General features: G+C 70.9%; 19 protein-coding genes. 15 read left to right on the forward strand and 4 right to left on the reverse strand.

Annotation, left to right across the window (positions count from 1 at the left end; translation table 11 throughout):
* Positions 1 to 5: 5 nt before the first annotated feature.
* A complete protein-coding gene (locus IPH07_17525; protein MBK6919199.1) occupies positions 6 to 290 on the reverse strand; it encodes a DUF427 domain-containing protein in 285 nt (94 codons plus the stop codon).
* A 318-nt stretch (positions 291 to 608) separates the two neighbouring features.
* On the opposite strand from IPH07_17525, the gene IPH07_17530 reads away from it, so the two are divergent.
* Positions 609 to 2165 (forward strand): IS1182 family transposase, encoded by a 1557-nt coding sequence (locus tag IPH07_17530; protein ID MBK6919200.1) that lies wholly within the window; start codon positions 609 to 611, stop codon positions 2163 to 2165.
* Between the two features lie 18 nt (positions 2166 to 2183).
* On the opposite strand, the gene IPH07_17535 is transcribed toward IPH07_17530, so the two are convergent.
* Positions 2184 to 3896: a hypothetical protein gene (locus IPH07_17535; protein MBK6919201.1), complete on the reverse strand. Its 1713-nt coding sequence runs from the start codon at positions 3894 to 3896 to the stop codon at positions 2184 to 2186.
* Between the two features lie 208 nt (positions 3897 to 4104).
* Here IPH07_17535 and IPH07_17540 point away from each other — a divergent pair, with 208 nt between their 5' ends.
* Positions 4105 to 4878, forward strand: coding sequence for a hypothetical protein (locus IPH07_17540; GenBank protein ID MBK6919202.1), 774 nt, complete (start codon positions 4105 to 4107; stop codon positions 4876 to 4878).
* Between the two features lie 10 nt (positions 4879 to 4888).
* Here the strand turns inward: IPH07_17540 and IPH07_17545 are convergent, their stop codons facing one another.
* Complete coding sequence (locus IPH07_17545) at positions 4889 to 5740, reverse strand: HDOD domain-containing protein (protein MBK6919203.1); 852 nt, start codon at positions 5738 to 5740, stop codon at positions 4889 to 4891.
* Positions 5737 to 6882, reverse strand: coding sequence for a DUF1566 domain-containing protein (locus IPH07_17550; protein MBK6919204.1), 1146 nt, complete (start codon positions 6880 to 6882; stop codon positions 5737 to 5739). The genes IPH07_17545 and IPH07_17550 overlap by 4 nt, the downstream gene beginning before the upstream one ends.
* Before the next feature lie 203 nt (positions 6883 to 7085).
* On the opposite strand from IPH07_17550, the gene IPH07_17555 reads away from it, so the two are divergent.
* The 13 genes from IPH07_17555 (at position 7086) to IPH07_17615 (ending at position 17864) form a co-directional block, all read left to right on the forward strand.
* Positions 7086 to 8006: a hypothetical protein gene (locus tag IPH07_17555; GenBank protein ID MBK6919205.1), complete on the forward strand. Its 921-nt coding sequence runs from the start codon at positions 7086 to 7088 to the stop codon at positions 8004 to 8006.
* Positions 8007 to 8071: 65 nt separating this feature from the next.
* Complete coding sequence (locus IPH07_17560; GenBank protein MBK6919206.1) at positions 8072 to 8839, forward strand: hypothetical protein; 768 nt, start codon at positions 8072 to 8074, stop codon at positions 8837 to 8839.
* A gap of 9 nt (positions 8840 to 8848) precedes the next feature.
* The gene (locus IPH07_17565) at positions 8849 to 9244 is read left to right on the forward strand and encodes a hypothetical protein (GenBank protein MBK6919207.1); all 396 of its coding nucleotides are present in this window, start codon (positions 8849 to 8851) and stop codon (positions 9242 to 9244) included.
* Complete coding sequence (locus IPH07_17570) at positions 9241 to 10173, forward strand: hypothetical protein (protein ID MBK6919208.1); 933 nt, start codon at positions 9241 to 9243, stop codon at positions 10171 to 10173. The genes IPH07_17565 and IPH07_17570 overlap by 4 nt, the downstream gene beginning before the upstream one ends.
* 107 nt (positions 10174 to 10280) lie before the next feature.
* Complete coding sequence (locus IPH07_17575; protein ID MBK6919209.1) at positions 10281 to 11384, forward strand: dual specificity protein phosphatase family protein; 1104 nt, start codon at positions 10281 to 10283, stop codon at positions 11382 to 11384.
* Between the two features lie 17 nt (positions 11385 to 11401).
* Entirely contained in the window at positions 11402 to 11806 is a 405-nt protein-coding gene (locus IPH07_17580) for a hypothetical protein (protein MBK6919210.1), read from the forward strand.
* A 13-nt stretch (positions 11807 to 11819) separates the two neighbouring features.
* Complete coding sequence (locus IPH07_17585; protein ID MBK6919211.1) at positions 11820 to 12908, forward strand: hypothetical protein; 1089 nt, start codon at positions 11820 to 11822, stop codon at positions 12906 to 12908.
* A gap of 26 nt (positions 12909 to 12934) precedes the next feature.
* The gene (locus IPH07_17590; GenBank protein MBK6919212.1) at positions 12935 to 13264 is read left to right on the forward strand and encodes a hypothetical protein; all 330 of its coding nucleotides are present in this window, start codon (positions 12935 to 12937) and stop codon (positions 13262 to 13264) included.
* A complete protein-coding gene (locus IPH07_17595; GenBank protein MBK6919213.1) occupies positions 13261 to 14250 on the forward strand; it encodes a hypothetical protein in 990 nt (329 codons plus the stop codon). The genes IPH07_17590 and IPH07_17595 overlap by 4 nt, the downstream gene beginning before the upstream one ends.
* Before the next feature lie 24 nt (positions 14251 to 14274).
* Positions 14275 to 14844 carry a GNAT family N-acetyltransferase gene (locus tag IPH07_17600; GenBank protein MBK6919214.1) on the forward strand — a complete coding sequence of 190 codons (570 nt, stop codon included), beginning with the start codon at positions 14275 to 14277 and terminating at the stop codon, positions 14842 to 14844.
* A gap of 111 nt (positions 14845 to 14955) precedes the next feature.
* Positions 14956 to 15681 carry a MerR family transcriptional regulator gene (locus IPH07_17605; protein ID MBK6919215.1) on the forward strand — a complete coding sequence of 242 codons (726 nt, stop codon included), beginning with the start codon at positions 14956 to 14958 and terminating at the stop codon, positions 15679 to 15681.
* The gene (locus IPH07_17610; protein MBK6919216.1) at positions 15678 to 16736 is read left to right on the forward strand and encodes a hypothetical protein; all 1059 of its coding nucleotides are present in this window, start codon (positions 15678 to 15680) and stop codon (positions 16734 to 16736) included. Before IPH07_17605 ends, IPH07_17610 begins: the two co-directional genes overlap by 4 nt.
* 156 nt (positions 16737 to 16892) lie before the next feature.
* Positions 16893 to 17864, forward strand: coding sequence for a hypothetical protein (locus tag IPH07_17615; GenBank protein ID MBK6919217.1), 972 nt, complete (start codon positions 16893 to 16895; stop codon positions 17862 to 17864).
* Positions 17865 to 17883: the final 19 nt, after the last annotated feature.

The following is a 17883-nucleotide window of genomic DNA, read 5'->3' on the forward strand; positions in this document are numbered from 1 at the left end:
CGACGCTACGGTTCGATCCGCACGCCGCGCCAGAACGCGACGTGATCGCGGATCTGCGCCGCGGCCGACTTGGGCTCGGGATACGTCCACGCCGCGTCGCGGTTGATCTCGTCGCCGACCACGACGTCGTAGTAGCTGGCCGTGCCCTTCCAACCACACACGGTGTGGGTCTGGCTGTCGCGGAGGTGTTCGCGGCGCAGTGCAGCCGGCGGGAAGTAGTGGTTGCCCTCGACGACGACGGTCTGGTCCGACTCGGCGATCACGGCGCCATTCCAGGTGGCTCTCGGCATCGCCGTGGAGCTTAGCGTGCATTCCCGGACGCGCCCGTGAGGACGCGCCCCCGATGCTCCGTCGCCGACGCTGCTAGCAGCCCGTGGTGAAACTCCGCGACGCGATAACACCGCCCTCGGACCCCTTGGCGGCGTTGCTCGGAGCTCGAAATACACCCGGTACTCCTTCGTCCTCGCGTCTTGCCACGGGGTCCGATGACGGCGTTCTCGCGCCACGGAGTTTCACCACGGGCTGCTAGAGAGGCGATCCGCTAAGGTCGAGGGGGATCGACAAGGGTGTGTCGCTGTGATCTCGTTTGGCGAGCGAGGTCACTCACGATGCTGTGGAAGGTCCCTACGAAGCTGAGCGCCGAGGAGCAGCGGCTGGTGGCGCGCATGCGCAAGCCGAGCCGCTTCTTCGTGTTCCTGCGAGAGATCCGAGCCGAGCTGTTCACGCCGGAGTTCCAAGAGGAGCTCGCTCGGGCTTACGAGCCGCGCGGTCAAGAGCCCGTACCGCCGGCGCTGCTGGCGATGGTCGTGCTGTTGCAGGCGTACACCCAGACGAGCGACGCCGCTGCGGTCGAAGAAGCCGAGATGAATCCGCGCTGGCAGCTCGTGCTGGGGCTACTTGGCGAAGAGAAGGCTCCGTTCGGGCAGGGTAGTCTGCCGCGCTTCCGCGAGCGGATGGCCGCGCACGACCTCGACCGCAGATTGCTCGAGCGCACCGTCGAGCTCGCGAAGAGGACTGGCGGCTTCGGTTGGCAGAAGCTCAAGGCCGCGTTCGACTCATCGCCGCTGCGAGGTCGCGGCCGCGTCGCTGACACCTGGAACTTGATCGGACAGGCGATGGGTAAGCTCGTCAGTGCACTTGCGAAGATCGCTGCGGTCGAGGAGGACACGATCATCGCCGAAGCCAGGCTCACGCTGCTGCAGGGCAGCAGCATCAAGGCTGCACTGGACATCGACTGGGATGATCATGACCAGCGTAGTGAAGCGCTGCAACGACTCGTCGGTGAAGCACAAGCGCTGCTGGACTGGGCACGCGCCCGGGCTCCCGACGCGATGAAGGAGCGTGAGGTCGAGCAGGCCGCGGTTCTGCTCGAGCGCGTCCTCCACCAAGATACCGAGCCCGATCCCGAGCGACCGAGACGAGTACGGATCCGCAAGGGCGTCGCTGAAGACCGCGTCTGCTCCGTCGGCGACCCGGAGATGCGCCACGGCCGAAAAACCCGCTCACAGGCCTTCAACGGCTACAAGCGCTACATCGCGACTTCGATCGACGCGCCGCTCGTGCTCGCAGCCGAAGCGCGACCCGCCAACCAACCCGAACGCGAGGCTGTACCCTCACTCGTTGACCAAGTAGCGCCCTACGGCGAGCTCGACGAGCTCTTCATCGACCGCGGCTTTCTTGCACATCCCGAGATCGCCGCGCTCGATCGAGACGGTGTGCAAGTCCGTTGTCGTCCCTGGCGCGAGCAGAACAAGCATGGACGCTTCGGCAAGAGCGCCTTCAAGATCGACCTTCGCCGACGACTCGTGACTTGTCCGTCTGGCAAACAGGCCGAGTACTCCGCCAACACTCCCACCGCGTACTTCGGTGCCGAGACCTGCGATCGCTGTCGCCTACGAGCGCGATGCACTGATGCCAAGGCTGGTCGCGCGATCCGAATCCACCCCCATGAGAGCCTGCATCGCAAACTCGAGGCTCGCAGAGCGACTGAGCACGGACGACAGCATCTTCGCGCTCGAGTCGTCGTCGAGCACAGGCTCGCACGCATCGGCGGCCTCCAGAGCGACCGCGCGCGATACAAGGGCGCCCGCAAGAACACGCTCGACCTCCGGCGCCACGCCGCCGTCGCCAACCTCATCGAGCTGCAGGCCGCACTTGCCGCGTGACTTTAGCGGTTCGCTTCTCTAGCGGCGGGCGCGGGCGATCTCGGCCTCGAAGATGCGCCGCAGGATCGCGATGGCGCAGCCGTAGGTCGTGTCCATGCCGAAGTACGACAGGCTCTTGGACAGCAGTGTCTGCCGCCGCGAGTACGGCGTGTCCGACGCGTAGTGCAGGACCCCCAGGTCGAACGGCAGCAGGTTCGACAGGTGCACGATCTCGTCGGTGGGATGTCGCTTGGGATAGACCAGCTCGTAGATGCCAGAGAGGTATGGCCCGGTCTCCATCTCGAGCACGGTGTAGCCCTCGCGATAGAACACCTGCATGTACTCGCGGTTCTGCAGGAACGAGCCGCGCACCGTCAGCGCCTTCTGGTTGTCGAGCACGGTGCCGTGCACCCACGGCTGCACGTCGGCGGCCGCGAAGGCGTTGCGGAACAGATGGGTGTTCTGCGAGTGCTCGTCGTAGGCCGCGGTCGAGAGCATGATGTCGCCGACGCGCCCGTTGAGCGTCGCGGCCTTGCCCATGAGGTACACACCGCGCAGCTCGCCGACGCCCTCCGACAGGCGCGTGAAGTGGTGATAGGCGGCCATGCCCAGCGGGTAGTCGATGTTGATGATCACCGCGTCGGACTGCGCCAGCAGCTCGACGCCGTCGATACGCACCCGCGGATCGAGGCGATCGGGCCGTACCTGCGCCAGCTCGACCAGCTGCGCCGCGACATCGAGGTGGCCGGGGTTGGCCAGCGTCGACAGGCCGCTGGCCGCGTCGAACTGCTGCACCTCGGCGATGCGACCGCCGCTCGCGTCGGCGCGCAGGTACTGCCGCAGCAGGTAGTACGAGAGGTTCGCGAGCTCACCCTCGTCCCCGCGTGCGCGCGCGGCCTCGATGTCCGGCGCGAGCGCCTCGGGGTCGGCGACGTGCACGAGATCGAGGATCTCGTCGCGATGGGCGCGCGCATAGCCACCGATGAGGTTCGGCAACGCGTGGGTGTTCGACGACACGAAGTACACCGGCCGGCGGGTCGAGCCACCGCGCAGGTACGCCGGTTCGATGGCCGACCACCACCGCTGCGACGCGCGGCGGTACTCCGCCAGCGTGCCTGCGAGCAGGCGCATCGTGAGATCGCAAGGATGCCTCGCGAGCGCTCGCACGCCGTCGTCGTCGCCATCGCCGAAGGCTGCGTGCAATGTCACGATGTCGGCCGCGGGTAGGCCGAGCCCGTCGGCGAGCGCGGCGTCGCGGGCCCCACGATCGAGGCCGCCGGCGACGAGCTGCGCGTGGTCGCCGGCCCGCAGCAGCAGACCGTGCATCTTGTTCCACTCGATCTGCCACGCGGTCACGATCGGCACCAGATCGTCGATGTCGGACGCGCTCGTGACATAGACCGCCAGGGTGTCGACGCCGTCGAAACACAGCGGGCGCCGACGACCGCGGGTCGTGACGCGCTGCCACGTGGTCACTGCTAGCCCCGCGGACTCGAACTGCTCGTTCGATTGCCCTGCCACCAGGCGTCGTACCTGCGGCATGCACTGCGGCAGGCGGGCCGCGGCGTAGGCGAACGCTGCGAGATCGGGCGTGGGCTCGCGCGCGCCTGCGTGCAGGCTCGAGTCGCTGAACGCGTGGGACTCCTCGAACGCCCGCACCCGCACGTCGCCGGAGCTCCGCAGCAGCGAGTAGTACGTGCGGATGTAGAGCTCGATGGCGTTGCTGGAGACGCGCGGTGGCTGCCGGTCCACGGGCGCATCTTCGGCGACGACCCCCCGAAAGCGCAAGCCGAGCCGCAGGGCCACGCGCACTGCAGCATCTGATGTACCGCCACCGGCACCTTGCCGGCGGACCGCCGCGCGTGCGCCCCCATCGCTGTGGTGCGTTCGCTGCAATCGCACGCTCGGCGGGCCGCGGCGGCGAATGGTGCCCTGTGCACCGGCGTCGACACGCCACGCCATGACCCACGCCCCGAGATCGTCGCGCATCATCACGTTCGTCCTCGTGCTCGCGGGCCCGTGCCAGGCCCCCGCGCTCGCACTCGCGAGCGACGCGACCACGACCACCACCACCACCGCGCCCGCCGCGTCGCCCCCGACGGCGTCGCCGGTGCCGCGTCGCAACGGCAAGGGACTCATCATCGGCGCGGCCGCGGCCGGCGGGGTCGGCCTCGCGCTCAACGCTGGCCGCGTGGCGTGGCAGCTGCGTGGCTGTCGACGTCGCGGGCTCGGCGTGCTGCCAGGCGGCGACTACGACTACGGCGGCTGTCTGATCTCGAGCTTCGGCGACGTGTTCCTCTCGATCCCGGCGTGGTTCGCCAACCTGGCCTCGATCGGGCTCGCGGCCGGCGGCGGTGCGTTGCGCGGCAAGTGGGAGGCTCGCAGCGGACGGCCCCGCGACGCTCGCAGGATGATCATCGCCGGCGCGACCATGGTCGGGGTCGGTGGCGCGGCCTACCTCGCCGCCCGCTTCGCGCGGCTCGCCGCGATCGGCTGCATCGACCGCTCGCTCCGCGCCGGCGCCGGCGACGATCTCGGACGCACGGTCGGCTGCTACCGCGGCGTCTATGCCGGCACCACCATCGGCATCCAGCTCGCGCTGTCGACCGCGGCGGCCGGCGCCGGCGTGCTCGCGTTCGGCGATCAGTACCGCCGCGAGCGCGCGCGCACGCTGCAGGTCGAGCCGGTGGTGAGCTCGACCTACCTCGGCGTGCAGCTCGGCGGTCGCTTCTGACGGGCCGCGTTCAGGTGAGCACGGCGACCTGCGCCTCGATGTCGCCGCGCGCGCCGAGCAGCTGCTCGATCGCGGCGCCGTCGAGCCCGAGCACGCCGAGCGCGGCCCGTGGTGGCGCGGGGTCTTCGAGTCCGGCCGCAGCGGGCATGCCCGCCGCGCCCGCGAGATGATCGGCGATCGCCAGCACGGCGTGGGCGACGTCGCCCTGCGCGACCGGTCGCTCGTGGCGCTCGATGAGCTGCCAGATCGGCTCGGGCAAGCGCCAGCTCTGGCACACCTTCGCGCCCAGCTCGGCGTGGTCGAAGCCGAACGCCGCCCGCTCCAACGCGGGCAACGCACCGCGCCCGGCGCAAGCATCGTCGAGGCACGGCTGCTCCCACTGCTCTCCGCGCATCAACATGATGACGATGCCGATGTCGTGCATGAGGGCGGCGGTGAACAACGCATCGATCGGTGGCAGGCCCAGCCGCGCGACCACGCGCTCGCTCCACAGCGCGCACGCGAGGCCGTGCCGCCACAGCGCCGGGCCATGGGCCGACTCGAACGTCGGCGCGAGCGCGAGCGCCGATGCGATGTGCTGCACCTGACGGGTGCCGAGCAGCAAGAGCGCCCGCCGGACGCTCTCGATCTGGCGGCTGCAGCCGTAGTACGCCGAGTTCGCGACTGTGAGCACCCGCAGCGTGCTCACCTGATCGCGCGCGATGACCTGCTCCAATCGCTCGCTGCTGACGACGGGGTCGTTGGCGACCTGCAGCAGCTCACCGAGCATCGACGGCAGCGGCGGCATGTCGACCGGCGACAGCATCAGCCGCCCACGGCTCGCGATCGACAGAGATGCGGCGGTTGCGACGACGACGCTCACGGCTCGGCCTCGGTTCGTTGGAGCACGCAGATCACCTCGCGGGTCTCGGCGGCCTTGTTCGCGGTCTCGACCGCGCCGCCGGCGAGCGACATCACGAGGGCGAACTCGCGATCGGCCGCCCGGGTGTTGGACCACGCGTGGGCACCGGCGAACAGGCGCGCACGGGCGAGGCGATGCAGCTCGTCGATGCTCGGCACGCGCCAGCCACCGATGCCCCAGAACGCGCGGGCGCGGCACGAGGTCATCGCAGCGTACCAGTCGCGCTCGCCCGCCAGCGGATACACCAGCAGATCGTCGACGCGACGGACGCGTCCGCGGGCAATCGCTTGCGAGAGCACGTCGTCGCTGGCGACGGCGACCGGCGACGACGGCGGGGCCTCGGCCGCCGCCATCACGGCATCGCTGGGCGGCGGCGCTGCGGGCAAACGCGGCGCGCTCGGACCTTGGGCCGCGAACTCGGGCTGCCGGCGCGCCGGAGTGCCATCGATGCGTGGGGGCGCCTCGGCGATCGCCGACGGCGGCGGCGATGCCAGCGGCGGCGACGTCGACGGGCGAGGTCCGCCGCCCAGCACCACGGCCAACGCCAACGCGGCCGCGACCGGCAACACCGCCAGCGGCCAGCGACGGCGCACGGGCGACGGCACGCGGGAGTCCGCAGCGATCACCGGCGCCGGCGCGACGACCGGGAGTTCGTCGCAGCTGTCGTGACCGTCGGCGCGGAGATCCGCGATGACGGTGGCGAGCGCCTGTCCCTCGTGTTGCTCGGCGGCGACGTCACGCTGCGCGGCCCGCATCGCCTCCACGATCGTACCGACGGCGCCGCGCACCAGCCCCGGCACGATCTCGCAGGTGACCACGTGGGTCTGCGCGCCGGCACACGCGTCGCAGCGCTGGCGGACACCGGCGGGCACACGCTCCATCGCGAGGCACACCACCGCGAGCACGCGCGGCTCGGGCACGCGCGCGAGCGCTTCCTCGACCACGGCGTGGTCACCATCGACGCCGGCAATCACCTCGACGGCGGCACCTTCGACGATGAGGTCCTCGGCGAGCGGATGGATCTCGGCGGCCGCACGCCGGGTCGCGAACAGCACCACCGGCACACCGGCTTCGTACGCGATGTCGATCGGAGCGACGTTCATCGATGAACCAGCACCGCGGACGACATCGCTCGACCACGACGGCCGCTTGAGCGCAGCGCTGGCACTGCCCTGGGCCGCCGCCGCCACCGCGCGTCCCCAAGCGAGCGCCGCCACCACCGGGCGGGCGCGGCGGATCGCGCTCAACCCCGGTGCCCCGGAGGTCGAAGCAGAACCAGCGCCGCCCGAACGACGATCGCCCCGCCATGACCGACCTCGAACAACTCGTGAGCTGCAGCGCCGCCCGCCTGGTCGGCGCCGGCCACGTCCTCGCGCTCGACGGTCGCGCGGTGCTCTCGCTCGCCGATACCACCGCCGTCACGGCAATCGTCACCCACGTCGGCGCCACCGGTGCCCTGCCCGACGTGATCGCTGCGCTCCTGGCCGGTCGTCCCAGCGGCGTGCTCGTGATGGGCGCCGCCGATGGCTCGCACGCGAGCGCGATGCTCGTGCGCGAGGGCATCGCGTGCGGTGTGCTCGGCCAGGGACCGCTCGCGTCCCTCGGTGCGTGGGCGCTCGAGTTCCACCGGCGAAAGCTCGTGCGGATCGGCGCCGACACGGAGCCGAGCGGCGCGACGATCGATCCCGGCCGCACGTTCCTGCAAGAGACTCTGCTGGCCTCGCTCCACGGCTGCGATGCTCCGGGCGCGCGGCTGCTGTGGGTGGTCGGCGCCACGCACTGGCTCGCGGAGCTGCTGCCGCCGTCGTCCACCCAGGACGCGACGTTCCTGCTGCTCGAGCTGGCGCGACGCGCCGACGAGCACCCGCGCATCCTCGCCGAGCTGGGACCGCTCGACCGCGTGCCGGTGCCCCTGGTCCGCCCGGGACCGCTGCCGAGCAAGCCCGAGGCCGGTGGCAAGAAGGCCAGCGCCGACGACGACTGGGACTTCTTCGACGATCCCGATCCAGCCGCGATGAGCGAGTGGGCCGACGCCCGACACGTGTTCGATGCCTGCGACGGCATGGCCGATGTGGCGGCAGTGCAGGAGCGGACGATGTTGGGACCGTTTCGCACCACGCAGGCGCTCGTCGCCCTCGCGAAGCGGGGCCACGTGGCCCTCATGGCGCCGAGCAACGACACCGACGTGTTCGACGAGCTGCTGGCCGGGCTCGACCTCGCGGTATGAGCAGCGGCCAAACGATCGATCGGTCGTCGAAGTCGACCCGATACGGAACGCCACGCTGCGATGAGGTGAGCTCCATCCGCACCACCCGAAGTGGTCTGCAACGGCGGCGCCGCTACTGCACGACGTTCACCGCCGGCGGAACATCGATCCATCACTCGCAGACAATTCGGACGCACATCGATCGTGCTCCGTGCGCACACCCGCAGCGCCGGATGATCGACGTGCGTCACCGACGTATCGCCGTTGACGCGCTGATTGCTGCACCGTATGTTGGGTCAGCGATGCCGTCGTCATCCGGTTTGGATCTTCGCCCCGAGGCATCGAAGATCCACACCGAGCTGGTGGGGCTCGCGCGCTGGGCCGAGAACATCGGTTCGCAGTGGAGCAGCGGCGATCACGACGATGGCGCGGCAGAACGCATGATGCGACAGTCGATGGCGGCCACGCGGGGCTGCATCGAGGCGGTGGAATCGCTCCTGCAGTGGCTCGAGACGAGCGCCGACCTGCAGCGCGGCGCCGGCGGAGCGGACGGCCTGCTCGCGCTCGCCTGGCAGTCGCGCTGGCAGCTGCGCACGGATCTGGTCGAGCTGTTGCGGGCGTGCGACGCGACCGTCGATCGATTCGCCGTCGACACGGCGACCGCGTGCTGGCAGCGGGTGCTCGACGAGTCGCGCTCGCTCGCGGCGGCCATCACCCGCAGCGCGGCCGCCCAGCACGCCCAGGCGCGCCTCGCGTGCATCGAGTACGCCGGCGGCCACACCGGCGAGGGCGGACGCATGGCTGTGGCGGACGACACCTCGGCCCCCGCGGCCCAAAGGGGGCCGCGCCGATGAGCGCCGGACATGGTCGAACTCGATCACGCCTGCGAGGTCCTCGTCCACGAAGTCGAAGGTGCGTTCGCCTGCGGATTCGTCGACGTGGTGACGCAGCTGCCGTTGGCTGCCCACACCGGCCCGTCGGGCGCCTCGACGCTCGATCTGGAACATGCACCCGAGCTGCTGATGGCTCGCACGCCGCTGTGCGCCGCCACGGCCACCGCTCCGACTCGACTCGAACCGCGGCGACTCCACATCGTGACCGGCTCGGGTCTGCGCCTGTATCGAACCATCGGCGCGGGTCCGCTCGCGGTGGTGTTGTTGGCGCGGGCCGGCACCGCGATCGATCGCGCGTGGGCGAGCCTGGAGTACGCGCTGCAACGACTCGAACTCGAACGACCAGCTGAGGACGTGGCAGGATGAGCGGCACCGCACTCGACATCCCCCTGCAGATCGACACCGCCGTCGACGCGGTCCCGCTGCGCTCGGTCGACGAGCTGGTCGACGTCATCCGCGAGGGTCTCGCGGCCGGCTATTGCGGCGAGCTCGAGGTGCACGACCGCAAGGACGCAGCGGCGCGGGTCTGCATCGATCGGGGCCGGCTGGCCTGGGTGCACTGCTCGACCCACGGCGAACACCTCGGCGACGTGCTCCGCCGGGAGTGCGGGCTCTCGCCCGCGCACTTGCGCCTGGTGATGACGCGCTGCCGGGCGACCGGCGAGCGCTTCGGCGAGTCCCTCGCGGCACTCGGGCTGGTGAGCATGTGTGCGCTGCGGGAGGCGCTACGGGCCCACCTTGCGGCACACTCCGCCCACGTCATGGCGTTGGGCGAGGGGCTGCGCGCGAGCTTCCATCCCGTCGAGCATCGCTATGATCGGCGCCTGACGTTCGCGTTCGACGACCTGCCGTGGCGGGCCCCGGATCCCGCGTCGAGCCCGATCGTCGTAGCGACGCGGGCCAGCGAGCTGGTGCATGCGTGCGAACGTGCTCGCGAGACCCGTGAGGCCCCGTTGTGGGTCGGCTTCGTCGATCTGCGCGACGGTGGCTGCCTGGCCGAGAGTCACGCCGAAGGTCTCGACGGCAGCGCGATCCAACGGGCGGTGCTGCGCGACGCGCACGCGATCGTGAGCGCGGCGAGCCCGCGCGGTGCGGACCGCGAGATCGAAGCCGTACTGCACGGGAGCGGCGTCGCCGTGGGCCTCCGGGTGTTCTTGACCAGCAACGTCACCGCGGCCCTCATCGCGTCGGCCTCGGCGCGCGATGCCGAGGTCTCGATCGTGCTGCACTCCCTCGCCCAGGCGGCGCGTCACTGGCAAGCTGCGCAGGCCGGGGCAAGAAGCGTCGGTGCCTGATCGGGACCCACTCGACGGTTGCGCTCCGCCACCTCCACCGGTTACATGATTCGTCCATGGCGGTGGTTGCGTTGACTCGGTTTGGCTGCGCCGTACAGGGTCGTACGGTGCTCAGCGCGATCGACCTCGAGCTCCACGCCGGCCGCGCACTGGGGCTGATCGGTCCCGCCGGATCCGGCAAGTCGCTGTTGTTGCGCCTGGTCGCCAACGCCGGCGCCGAGCTGCCCGCGGTCACGCATTGGGGCAGCCTCGAGGTCGGCGTGCCGACGGCGTTCGTGCCCCAACGCGTTCGTCCGCGCGCTGCAACCCCCGCCGACGAAGCGACGCGCACCCATCTCGCGCGCGTGCGCGCGGCGCTCGAAGGTGATGCCCAGCTGATCTGTCTCGACGAGCCGACCGCCGGTCTCGACGGCTTCAGCCGCGCACAGCTGCTGCAGTCGATCCGTCACCTGCGCGGCGATCGGTCTGTGCTCTACGTGACCCACAATCGTCGCGATGCGCTGGCGCTGGGCGGTGACGTGGCGCTGCTCGCCGACCGCCGACTGATCGAGTCGGGTGAGGCGACGTCGTTCTTCGCAGCCCCGACCACCGAGCTCGGCCGCTGCTACGTGCGCACCGGCAGCTGTCCGACCAGCTTCGCGCTCGCGACCGCCGAGCCCGTGCCCGAGGTCGCCGACGCCGACACGACGCCGGCATCCCCGAGCCCCAGTGGCGCGACCGCACGCGGCCATCGCGAGCTGGCGTGGATCATCCCCGGCGCGCTCGCGGGTTGCTCGCGGCCGGGCCTGGTGGGTGATCTCGACGACGACCTCGCGAGCCTGCAGGCCGCCGGAATCCAGCATCTGGTCTGCCTCGAGGAGACCGACCCCATCGAACCGCGCCTCAAGGCGCAGTACGGCATCCACGGCCACCGGCTCGCGATCGCCGACATGGACGTGCCCACGCGCGCCGAGATGATCGCGCTGTGTCGCTTCATCGACGGTGCGCTGGCGATGGCGGAGCCGGTCGCGATCCACTGCCGCGGCGGCCTCGGCCGCACCGGCACGGCACTCGCCGCCTACCTGCAGTGGGCCCAGCAGCTCTCGCCCGCCGAGGCGCTGACGACCATCCGTCGCGTCGAACCGGGCTTCGTGCAGTCCATCGCTCAGCTCGACTTCCTGGAAGCATTTCAACCCGCGGGGCCACGCCCCCTCCACACCACCACCGCATAGCAAGGAACACCCCACCCATGTCCCTCGATCGAGCCGTCATCGCAGCCCAGTCCCAAGTCCCCGAGTGCGTCGCCGTCGGCTACGTCGACATGCAGACGGGCATGCTGCTGTCCGTGAAGACCGTCGACTCCCATCCTGCCGAGGTGCTCGACCTGGTCTCGGCCGCCACCGCCGATCTCTTCCAGGGTCCGAACATCACGGCCATCGAGAAGATGTTCAAGAAGTCCCGCGGCGTCGCGCAGGACGACCACCACTACTTCAACGAGATCGTCGTGTTCAGTGACAACCTCCTGCACGTGTTCCTGCGCGGCAAGAAGCACACCGGTCACGCGGTCGTGTTCGTGTGCCGCGGCTCGGCCAACGTCGGCATGGTGCTCTCGAAGAGCCGCATGGCGCTGCCGACCATCGAGGCGGCAGTCTAGAACGGCGAGGCACGTGGTCCGCATCCACGACGCCGACGCGCAACCGGCACCGAAGGTCTCGGGGGACGCACTCGCGTTCCTCGTAGGCCTGCGGGAGCTCGCGCAGGAGATCGCGTGGGCGCGGAACCTCGACGAGGAACGCCTCGAGGATCCCGCCTGTCGCCGGCAGTCGATGCAGCTCGCAGCCGATTGCGCGGCGCGAGCACTCGCGCTGCTGCGAACCCATGCCGACGCGGCCGCCTCGGCTGCGATCGATACCGACGAGTTGGACTGGGAGTTCGCGCCCGAGCGTGGCACGCACGTCGAGCCGGCCCATGTGCCCGACACCGCCGCGATCGCCTTCGTCGCGGGCTTCGCCCTGCGAGCGCGCCTCACCGCGCTCCAGGCCGCAGTGCCCGACGACCGCTGGCAGGTGCTGGCGGGCGCCGATGGCATCGCGCGGGAGATCGAGCGCACGCTGACCGCGATCGAGCGCGCGCTCGGCCTGTCATCGTCCGACGATCCGCGCTCGCGCGCGGTGCTCGAGGCGGTGCGCATCCGCAACGCCTACGTCGTGTTCGGCGACGCCGTCGCGGTCGGCCGGCCACCGCGCGAGGCGGAGATCCTCGCGCGACTGCGCCTGGCCGGCACCGCGATCGTGAAGCTGGTCGGCGATCCGATCTACCCCGCGCTGCGCGTGGGCGACCGACGCATCATCCGCACCTTCCACGACCGCATCCTCACCTGGCTGCGGGCCGGTGCGGGCGATACCATCGGCGGCATCCGACTCTGGCGCGACCTCGCGAACATGGTCGAGCTGATCATGGGCGTCAACAAGCGCCCCGAGCTGGCGAGCCACGACGTCAGGTTGCTGCGCGAGTGCATCGCAGCCATCGAGGCCGACGCCAACGACGGCGGCAGCCCACGGGCGATGGATCTGCTGGGCCGCGACGCCGAGCTCGACCGCGCGCTGCGGCAGCAGGTGCGCGGCCGTCCGCTGCGCGACGCGATGGCGCGCGCGTTGGCGGCCATGGTCCGCGAGGACACCCATCCCGACCAACCGGGCGTCGAAGAATCGATCGTCGCACCCCCGGCGCGGCGCGAGCCCAGCGCCGAGGGCTAGGCGCGATGCTCAACAGGGAGCTCACCATGTCGAACACGACCGACCCCACCTCGCTGTCCCCCACCGAGTATCGCTTCGAGGGTGGGCCCACGCTCGTCGATGGCGAGTCCGAGACGGTTGCATCGCTGCGCATCATCGCGGCCGCGCTCGCGCACCTGGGCCAGCTGCACGGGCTCGGACCGCTCGACGCGGCGGTGCTGGCCTTCGATCGCGGCCCCCTGGCCCTGGTCGCGGCGCCCGACGGCCGCGTGCACGCTGCGATCGCGAGTCCCGACTCGCAGACCGTGCCGGGAAGCCTCCTGGCGACGCTGCGTCGTCGCGTCCACGACGGCCAGAACGGCGGAGGCACGCCGTGAGCGAAGAGGCGACGATTGCCAACAAGCGCGGGTGGTTCGCCCGCCTGATCGGCAGCGGCGACGCGCAAGCCCTGGCGGCGATCGAGGCCGAGCTGGTGTCGCTGCGTGACAGCAACGCGATCCTCTCGGAGCAGGTCGAGCAAGAGCGTTCACACCGTGTGCACGTCGAAGGCGAGCTCGGCCGGGTCATGCAGACCCTCGAGGGCGCGCGCGAGCAGCTGCGGACCGAGCGGAGTCAGGCCCAGCAGGAGCTGCGCGCCGTGACCGTGCACGCGGAGGAGCTGCGCACGCGTCTCGAGCACGAGGCCAAGCGCGCGGCGATGCGCGAGCGCGATCGACAGAGCGCCGAGCACCGCCTGCACACCCTCGACGAGGCCCGCGCCGCCGCCGAGGCCCAGCTGCGCAAGCTGCAGCAAGACCTGACCGCGACCGGCGAACGCCTCACGGGCGAGCGCGACGCGGCGGCGGCGAGGGCCGAGCGCACAGCAACCGAGCGCGACGCCGTCGCTGCGGAGCTCAAGCGGGTCACGGCCGATCGCGACAAGCTCGCGGCCGGCCGCGAGCGCATGGCCGCCGAGGGCGAACAGCAGCGCACCGAGGCCACGCGCCTGCTGCAGCGAATCGCGGGGCTCGAGCGCGAGCTCGCCCGCGATCGCAGCGAGCTCGCCGGACTGCGGGAGCGCGTGAGCGCAGCGGACTCGCGCAGCGAACTCGAGCGGACCGAGATCGCCACGCTCGGCAAGCGGGTCGCAGGGCTCGAGCTGCTGCTGGCGCTGACGATCGAAGCCATCGAGTCCTGCGTCGGCCCGCGCGCCGACTGGCTGCTCGCCTTGGCGGTGCAGCGCCGCGGCACCACGTCGGCCGCCAATGGGCCGGTGGGCGTCGCCGAGGCCCTCGCCGCCCTGCCCCCCGCCGGCCACGGCCATGCGGTGCTGCAGCGCGCGATCACCTTGGCCGCCGCCGCGCCGTCGCGCACGAAGACCTGATCCGGCATGTTAGAGTCCCGGCCCATGACGCCGCCGGTGGTTGGAACGCTCGAGGTCACGACCACGTACCTCGAGATGCATGCGCGCCCTCGCAAGGCACGCCTGCCGCCCGTCGGTGAACGCAAGCTGGCACTGCTGCGGGCCGAGCGTCCGCCGCTGCACTTCTATCGCTACCTCTACGAGACCGTGGGCGAGCCGTGGCTGTGGTTCGAGCGTCGCGTGATGCAGGATGATGCACTCGCCGCGATCATCCACGACGAGCGCGTCGACATCCGCGTGTTGTACGTCAACGGCGTGCCCGCCGGATTCCTCGAGCTCGACGCACGGCACGGCACCGAGGTCGAGCTGGCGTACTGCGGCCTGGTGCCGGAGTTCATTGGTCAGGGCCTCGGGCTCTACCTCATCGATGCGGCAGTCGAGCGCGCGTGGTCCCGCGAGCCCGAACCCACGCGGCTGTGGGTGCACACCTGCTCGCTCGATCATCCGCGCGCGCTGCTGGCGTATCAGCACGCGGGCTTCCGGCCATACCGCGAGGAGACCAGCGAGATCGAGGACCCGCGGCGCAGCGGCGCCATGGCCACCCGACCTCGCTAGTCGCCCCGCCCCAGCCGCCGCCGCCGGCCGGAATTCCGCTGTGATCCCGCACGGGTCGCCTGCGGCTTGACGATCCACGCACAACAAAAGTAGGAAGTGGAACTTCCTACTATGGAAACCACTGGCGCGCCCGAGCTCCTGAAGATGTCGGCCTTCGCGGCCCGCAGCGGCGTGCCGATCCCGACGATCAAGCACTACGTCCGCGAACGACTGCTGCCGGAGCCGCTGCGGACCAGCCGCAACATGGCCTACTACGACGCGGCCCTGGTGCCGCGCGTGAAGGCGATCAAGCGCCTGCAGGTCACGCTGCACCTGCCGCTGCCGGTGATCCGACAGGTGCTCGATCGCGTCGCCGATGGCGAGCTCCCCGGCGACGTCGCGCTCGAAGCCACCATCGCGCGCGTGCTCGACGAGCTCGCACCACGGGAGCTGCTCACGCTCGAGCAGCTGCACGCCGCCGGCGTGCGCGACGAAGAGCTGGCGTTGCTGCGCGGACTCGGGCTGGTGTCACCGCAGTCGGTCGACGGCCAGGAGCGCTACGTGGGCGACGACGTCGCGCTGCTGCGACTGCTCGGGCAGGCGCGTCGCGCCGGCCTCACGGCCAAGATGTTGCCGCCTGCGATCCTGCGCGACTACGTCGAGGCCCTGCGCACGCTGGTCCGCGTCGAGCTGCAGATGTTCCGCGCCGGCGTCGTGCCGCTCGCCGACGGCGAACTCGCGCCGCTCACCGAGATCGCGACCACCCTCAGCGAGCGGCTGGTGGTGCTGCTGCGCCGCAAGCTGTTGCTGCCGACCCTGCGCGCGATGACCCCGAACCCGAACGAGCCCACGCCATGATCCCCGCCACGATCCGAGTCTCCACCTTCGTTGCGTTGCTGACCCCTTCGTGGGCGTGCGGCGACGGCGAGAGCACCACCACCCAGGCCGGCACCCAGACCGAAACCAGCGGCAGCTCGGGCTCGCCGAGCACGTCGAGCGGCACGACGGCCAGCGATGGCAGCGACGCGGGCTCGGTCACCGTCGCCGACGCGACCGGCAGCAGCGGTGGTGTCGGCAGCAGCGGCGCACTCGATGGCAGCAGCGACGACGGCAGCAGCACCGGCGCGATCGCACCGGGCCCGGACTTCCGCGAGCCGGGTCCGTTCACGGTCGACACCACGCCCGGCTCGCTGTCGCTGCCGGGGTGCGCGATGGACTACGACGTGTTCACGCCCACGGGCGTCGCTTCGCCGCCGACCGCCGTGCTCGCCCACGGCTTCCAGGGCAACCGCGGCTCGATGGCGGGCTGGGCCGCGCACTGGGCCAGCTGGGGCGTGCGCGTGGTGACGCCGGATCTGTGTCACGCGACGATCATCGACAGCGATCACGCGCAGAACGGAGACGACGTCTTCGCGCTCGCGCAGGCGGTCGGTGACGGCCCCGTGCTCTACGCCGGCTACTCCGCCGGCGGGCTTGCGGCGGTGCTCGCGGCGGCCCAGGATCCCGCGGCCGTCGCGTTGCTCGGGTTCGACATGGTCGACGCCGGTGGGCTCGGCGCGGCGGCGGCGGCCGCGGTCGCAGCACCGGCACACGACATCGTCGGCGAGGCCGCGATGTGCAACAGCAGCGCCAACGGCGTGCCCGTGTTCGGCGCCGTCGCCGACGCGACCACCGTGCGGATCTTCGAGGCCGATCACTGCGACTTCCAGAACCCCGGCGATGCCCTGTGCGGGCTCTGCACGGCCCCCAACAGCGAGCACACCCCCGAGCAGATCCGCGCGACGATCCTGGGGCTGTCGACGGCTGCGGTACTCTTGCGCACCGGTCTCGACGCCAGTGGCCACAACTGGTGGTTTCCGGGGGGCGACGAGTACGACGCGATGATCGCCGCCGGTGAGCTGGCACAACTCTAGTCGAGCGACCAAAGCCGCAACTGCGCACGCGCAAAACCGTCGACGCCGGGGCAGGAGGTTTGCGCCGCGAGTTCGCTCGTGGCGCGCCCCCTCGCGCCCTTGCGTAGGGCGTGGGATGCTGTTTTCCTCGCGTTGGCGGGCGTGGTGCAGACGATCGTGCGAGCTTCCTTTCTCTACATGCGCGGGCTGGTCGCGTGCGGGCTCGTGCTCGCCGGCTGCAAGCACGACGGCGACGGCGTCGGGGACGGCGACTCCGGCTTCGTCAGCGACTCGATGGACGATGGTGGTGACGACGGCGTCGAGACCTGGGGCGACGGTGAGCTGCGCGGGATCCTGACGTTCACGATGTACGCCGCCGACTCGCTCACCGCCATCGATCAGGTCGGCATGGCGGGCGCCTGGTTCGACGACGAAGAGAAGGTCGAACAGGTCGATGACTTCCACGCGGCATTCGCGTTCCAGACCGCCTACCCGCTGCCGCCCGAGGGCGACGACGAGCTCGAGCACAACGACGTGCCCGCCGGCTACGACTGGGGCGACGTCGACGGCTGGCTGCAGGCCGGCACCGCGTTCCGGCTCCACACCGGCGAGGTGGATGCGCTCGCATGCCTGCTCGAGGTCGGCATGGTGCTCGACATCTATCCCGTGTACGCCGCGACCGGCTCGGCGACCTCCCCCGAGGAGTGCGCCCCGCGGGCCGAGCAGTTCGTGCCCGGTGCCGACTACGACATCGTGATGTACGGCGGCGAGCTGTTCGAGACCCAGCAGTTCTTGGGCGCGGTCGAGACCCCCAAGGACTTCGACATCGTCGAGCCCGACTTCAGCGGCTACAACGACCCACTGATGCAGGGCAGCGCACTCACCGTCGCGTGGGAGGGTGATGGCACCGCGCGCGATCGCCTGATCATCCGCGTGTGGGACGATCTCGGGCGCATGTTCACGATCCGCGCCCAGGACGACGGCGAGTACCAGATCCCCACCGATGCCCTCGCGGTGCTGAGCCCCGGGCCCATCACCATCAGCGTTGCGCGCGAGCACATCGAGCGCATCCCCTTCTCCGCCGGCGGCGTCAAGGTCGTGACCCGTTTCGAACGGCGCGGCTACTTCGACCTCATCGCGTCGGGCTGACGCCCGTCACGCCCAGCGC

Source organism: Deltaproteobacteria bacterium (assembly GCA_016709225.1).
Lineage (GTDB): Bacteria > Myxococcota_A > Polyangia > Nannocystales > Nannocystaceae > Xiheibacterium > Xiheibacterium phototrophicum.

Coding starts and splice junctions, on each gene's coding strand:
- IPH07_17580 (MBK6919210.1), top strand. CDS start 11,402: ATGTCCCTCGATCGAGCCGTCATCGCAGCCCAGTCCCAAGTCCCCGAG.
- IPH07_17600 (MBK6919214.1), top strand. CDS start 14,275: ATGACGCCGCCGGTGGTTGGAACGCTCGAGGTCACGACCACGTACCTC.
- IPH07_17550 (MBK6919204.1), bottom strand. CDS start 6,882: ATGAACGTCGCTCCGATCGACATCGCGTACGAAGCCGGTGTGCCGGTG.
- IPH07_17590 (MBK6919212.1), top strand. CDS start 12,935: ATGTCGAACACGACCGACCCCACCTCGCTGTCCCCCACCGAGTATCGC.
- IPH07_17570 (MBK6919208.1), top strand. CDS start 9,241: ATGAGCGGCACCGCACTCGACATCCCCCTGCAGATCGACACCGCCGTC.
- IPH07_17530 (MBK6919200.1), top strand. CDS start 609: ATGCTGTGGAAGGTCCCTACGAAGCTGAGCGCCGAGGAGCAGCGGCTG.
- IPH07_17540 (MBK6919202.1), top strand. CDS start 4,105: ATGACCCACGCCCCGAGATCGTCGCGCATCATCACGTTCGTCCTCGTG.
- IPH07_17565 (MBK6919207.1), top strand. CDS start 8,849: ATGGTCGAACTCGATCACGCCTGCGAGGTCCTCGTCCACGAAGTCGAA.
- IPH07_17605 (MBK6919215.1), top strand. CDS start 14,956: ATGGAAACCACTGGCGCGCCCGAGCTCCTGAAGATGTCGGCCTTCGCG.
- IPH07_17525 (MBK6919199.1), bottom strand. CDS start 290: ATGCCGAGAGCCACCTGGAATGGCGCCGTGATCGCCGAGTCGGACCAG.
- IPH07_17610 (MBK6919216.1), top strand. CDS start 15,678: ATGATCCCCGCCACGATCCGAGTCTCCACCTTCGTTGCGTTGCTGACC.
- IPH07_17555 (MBK6919205.1), top strand. CDS start 7,086: ATGACCGACCTCGAACAACTCGTGAGCTGCAGCGCCGCCCGCCTGGTC.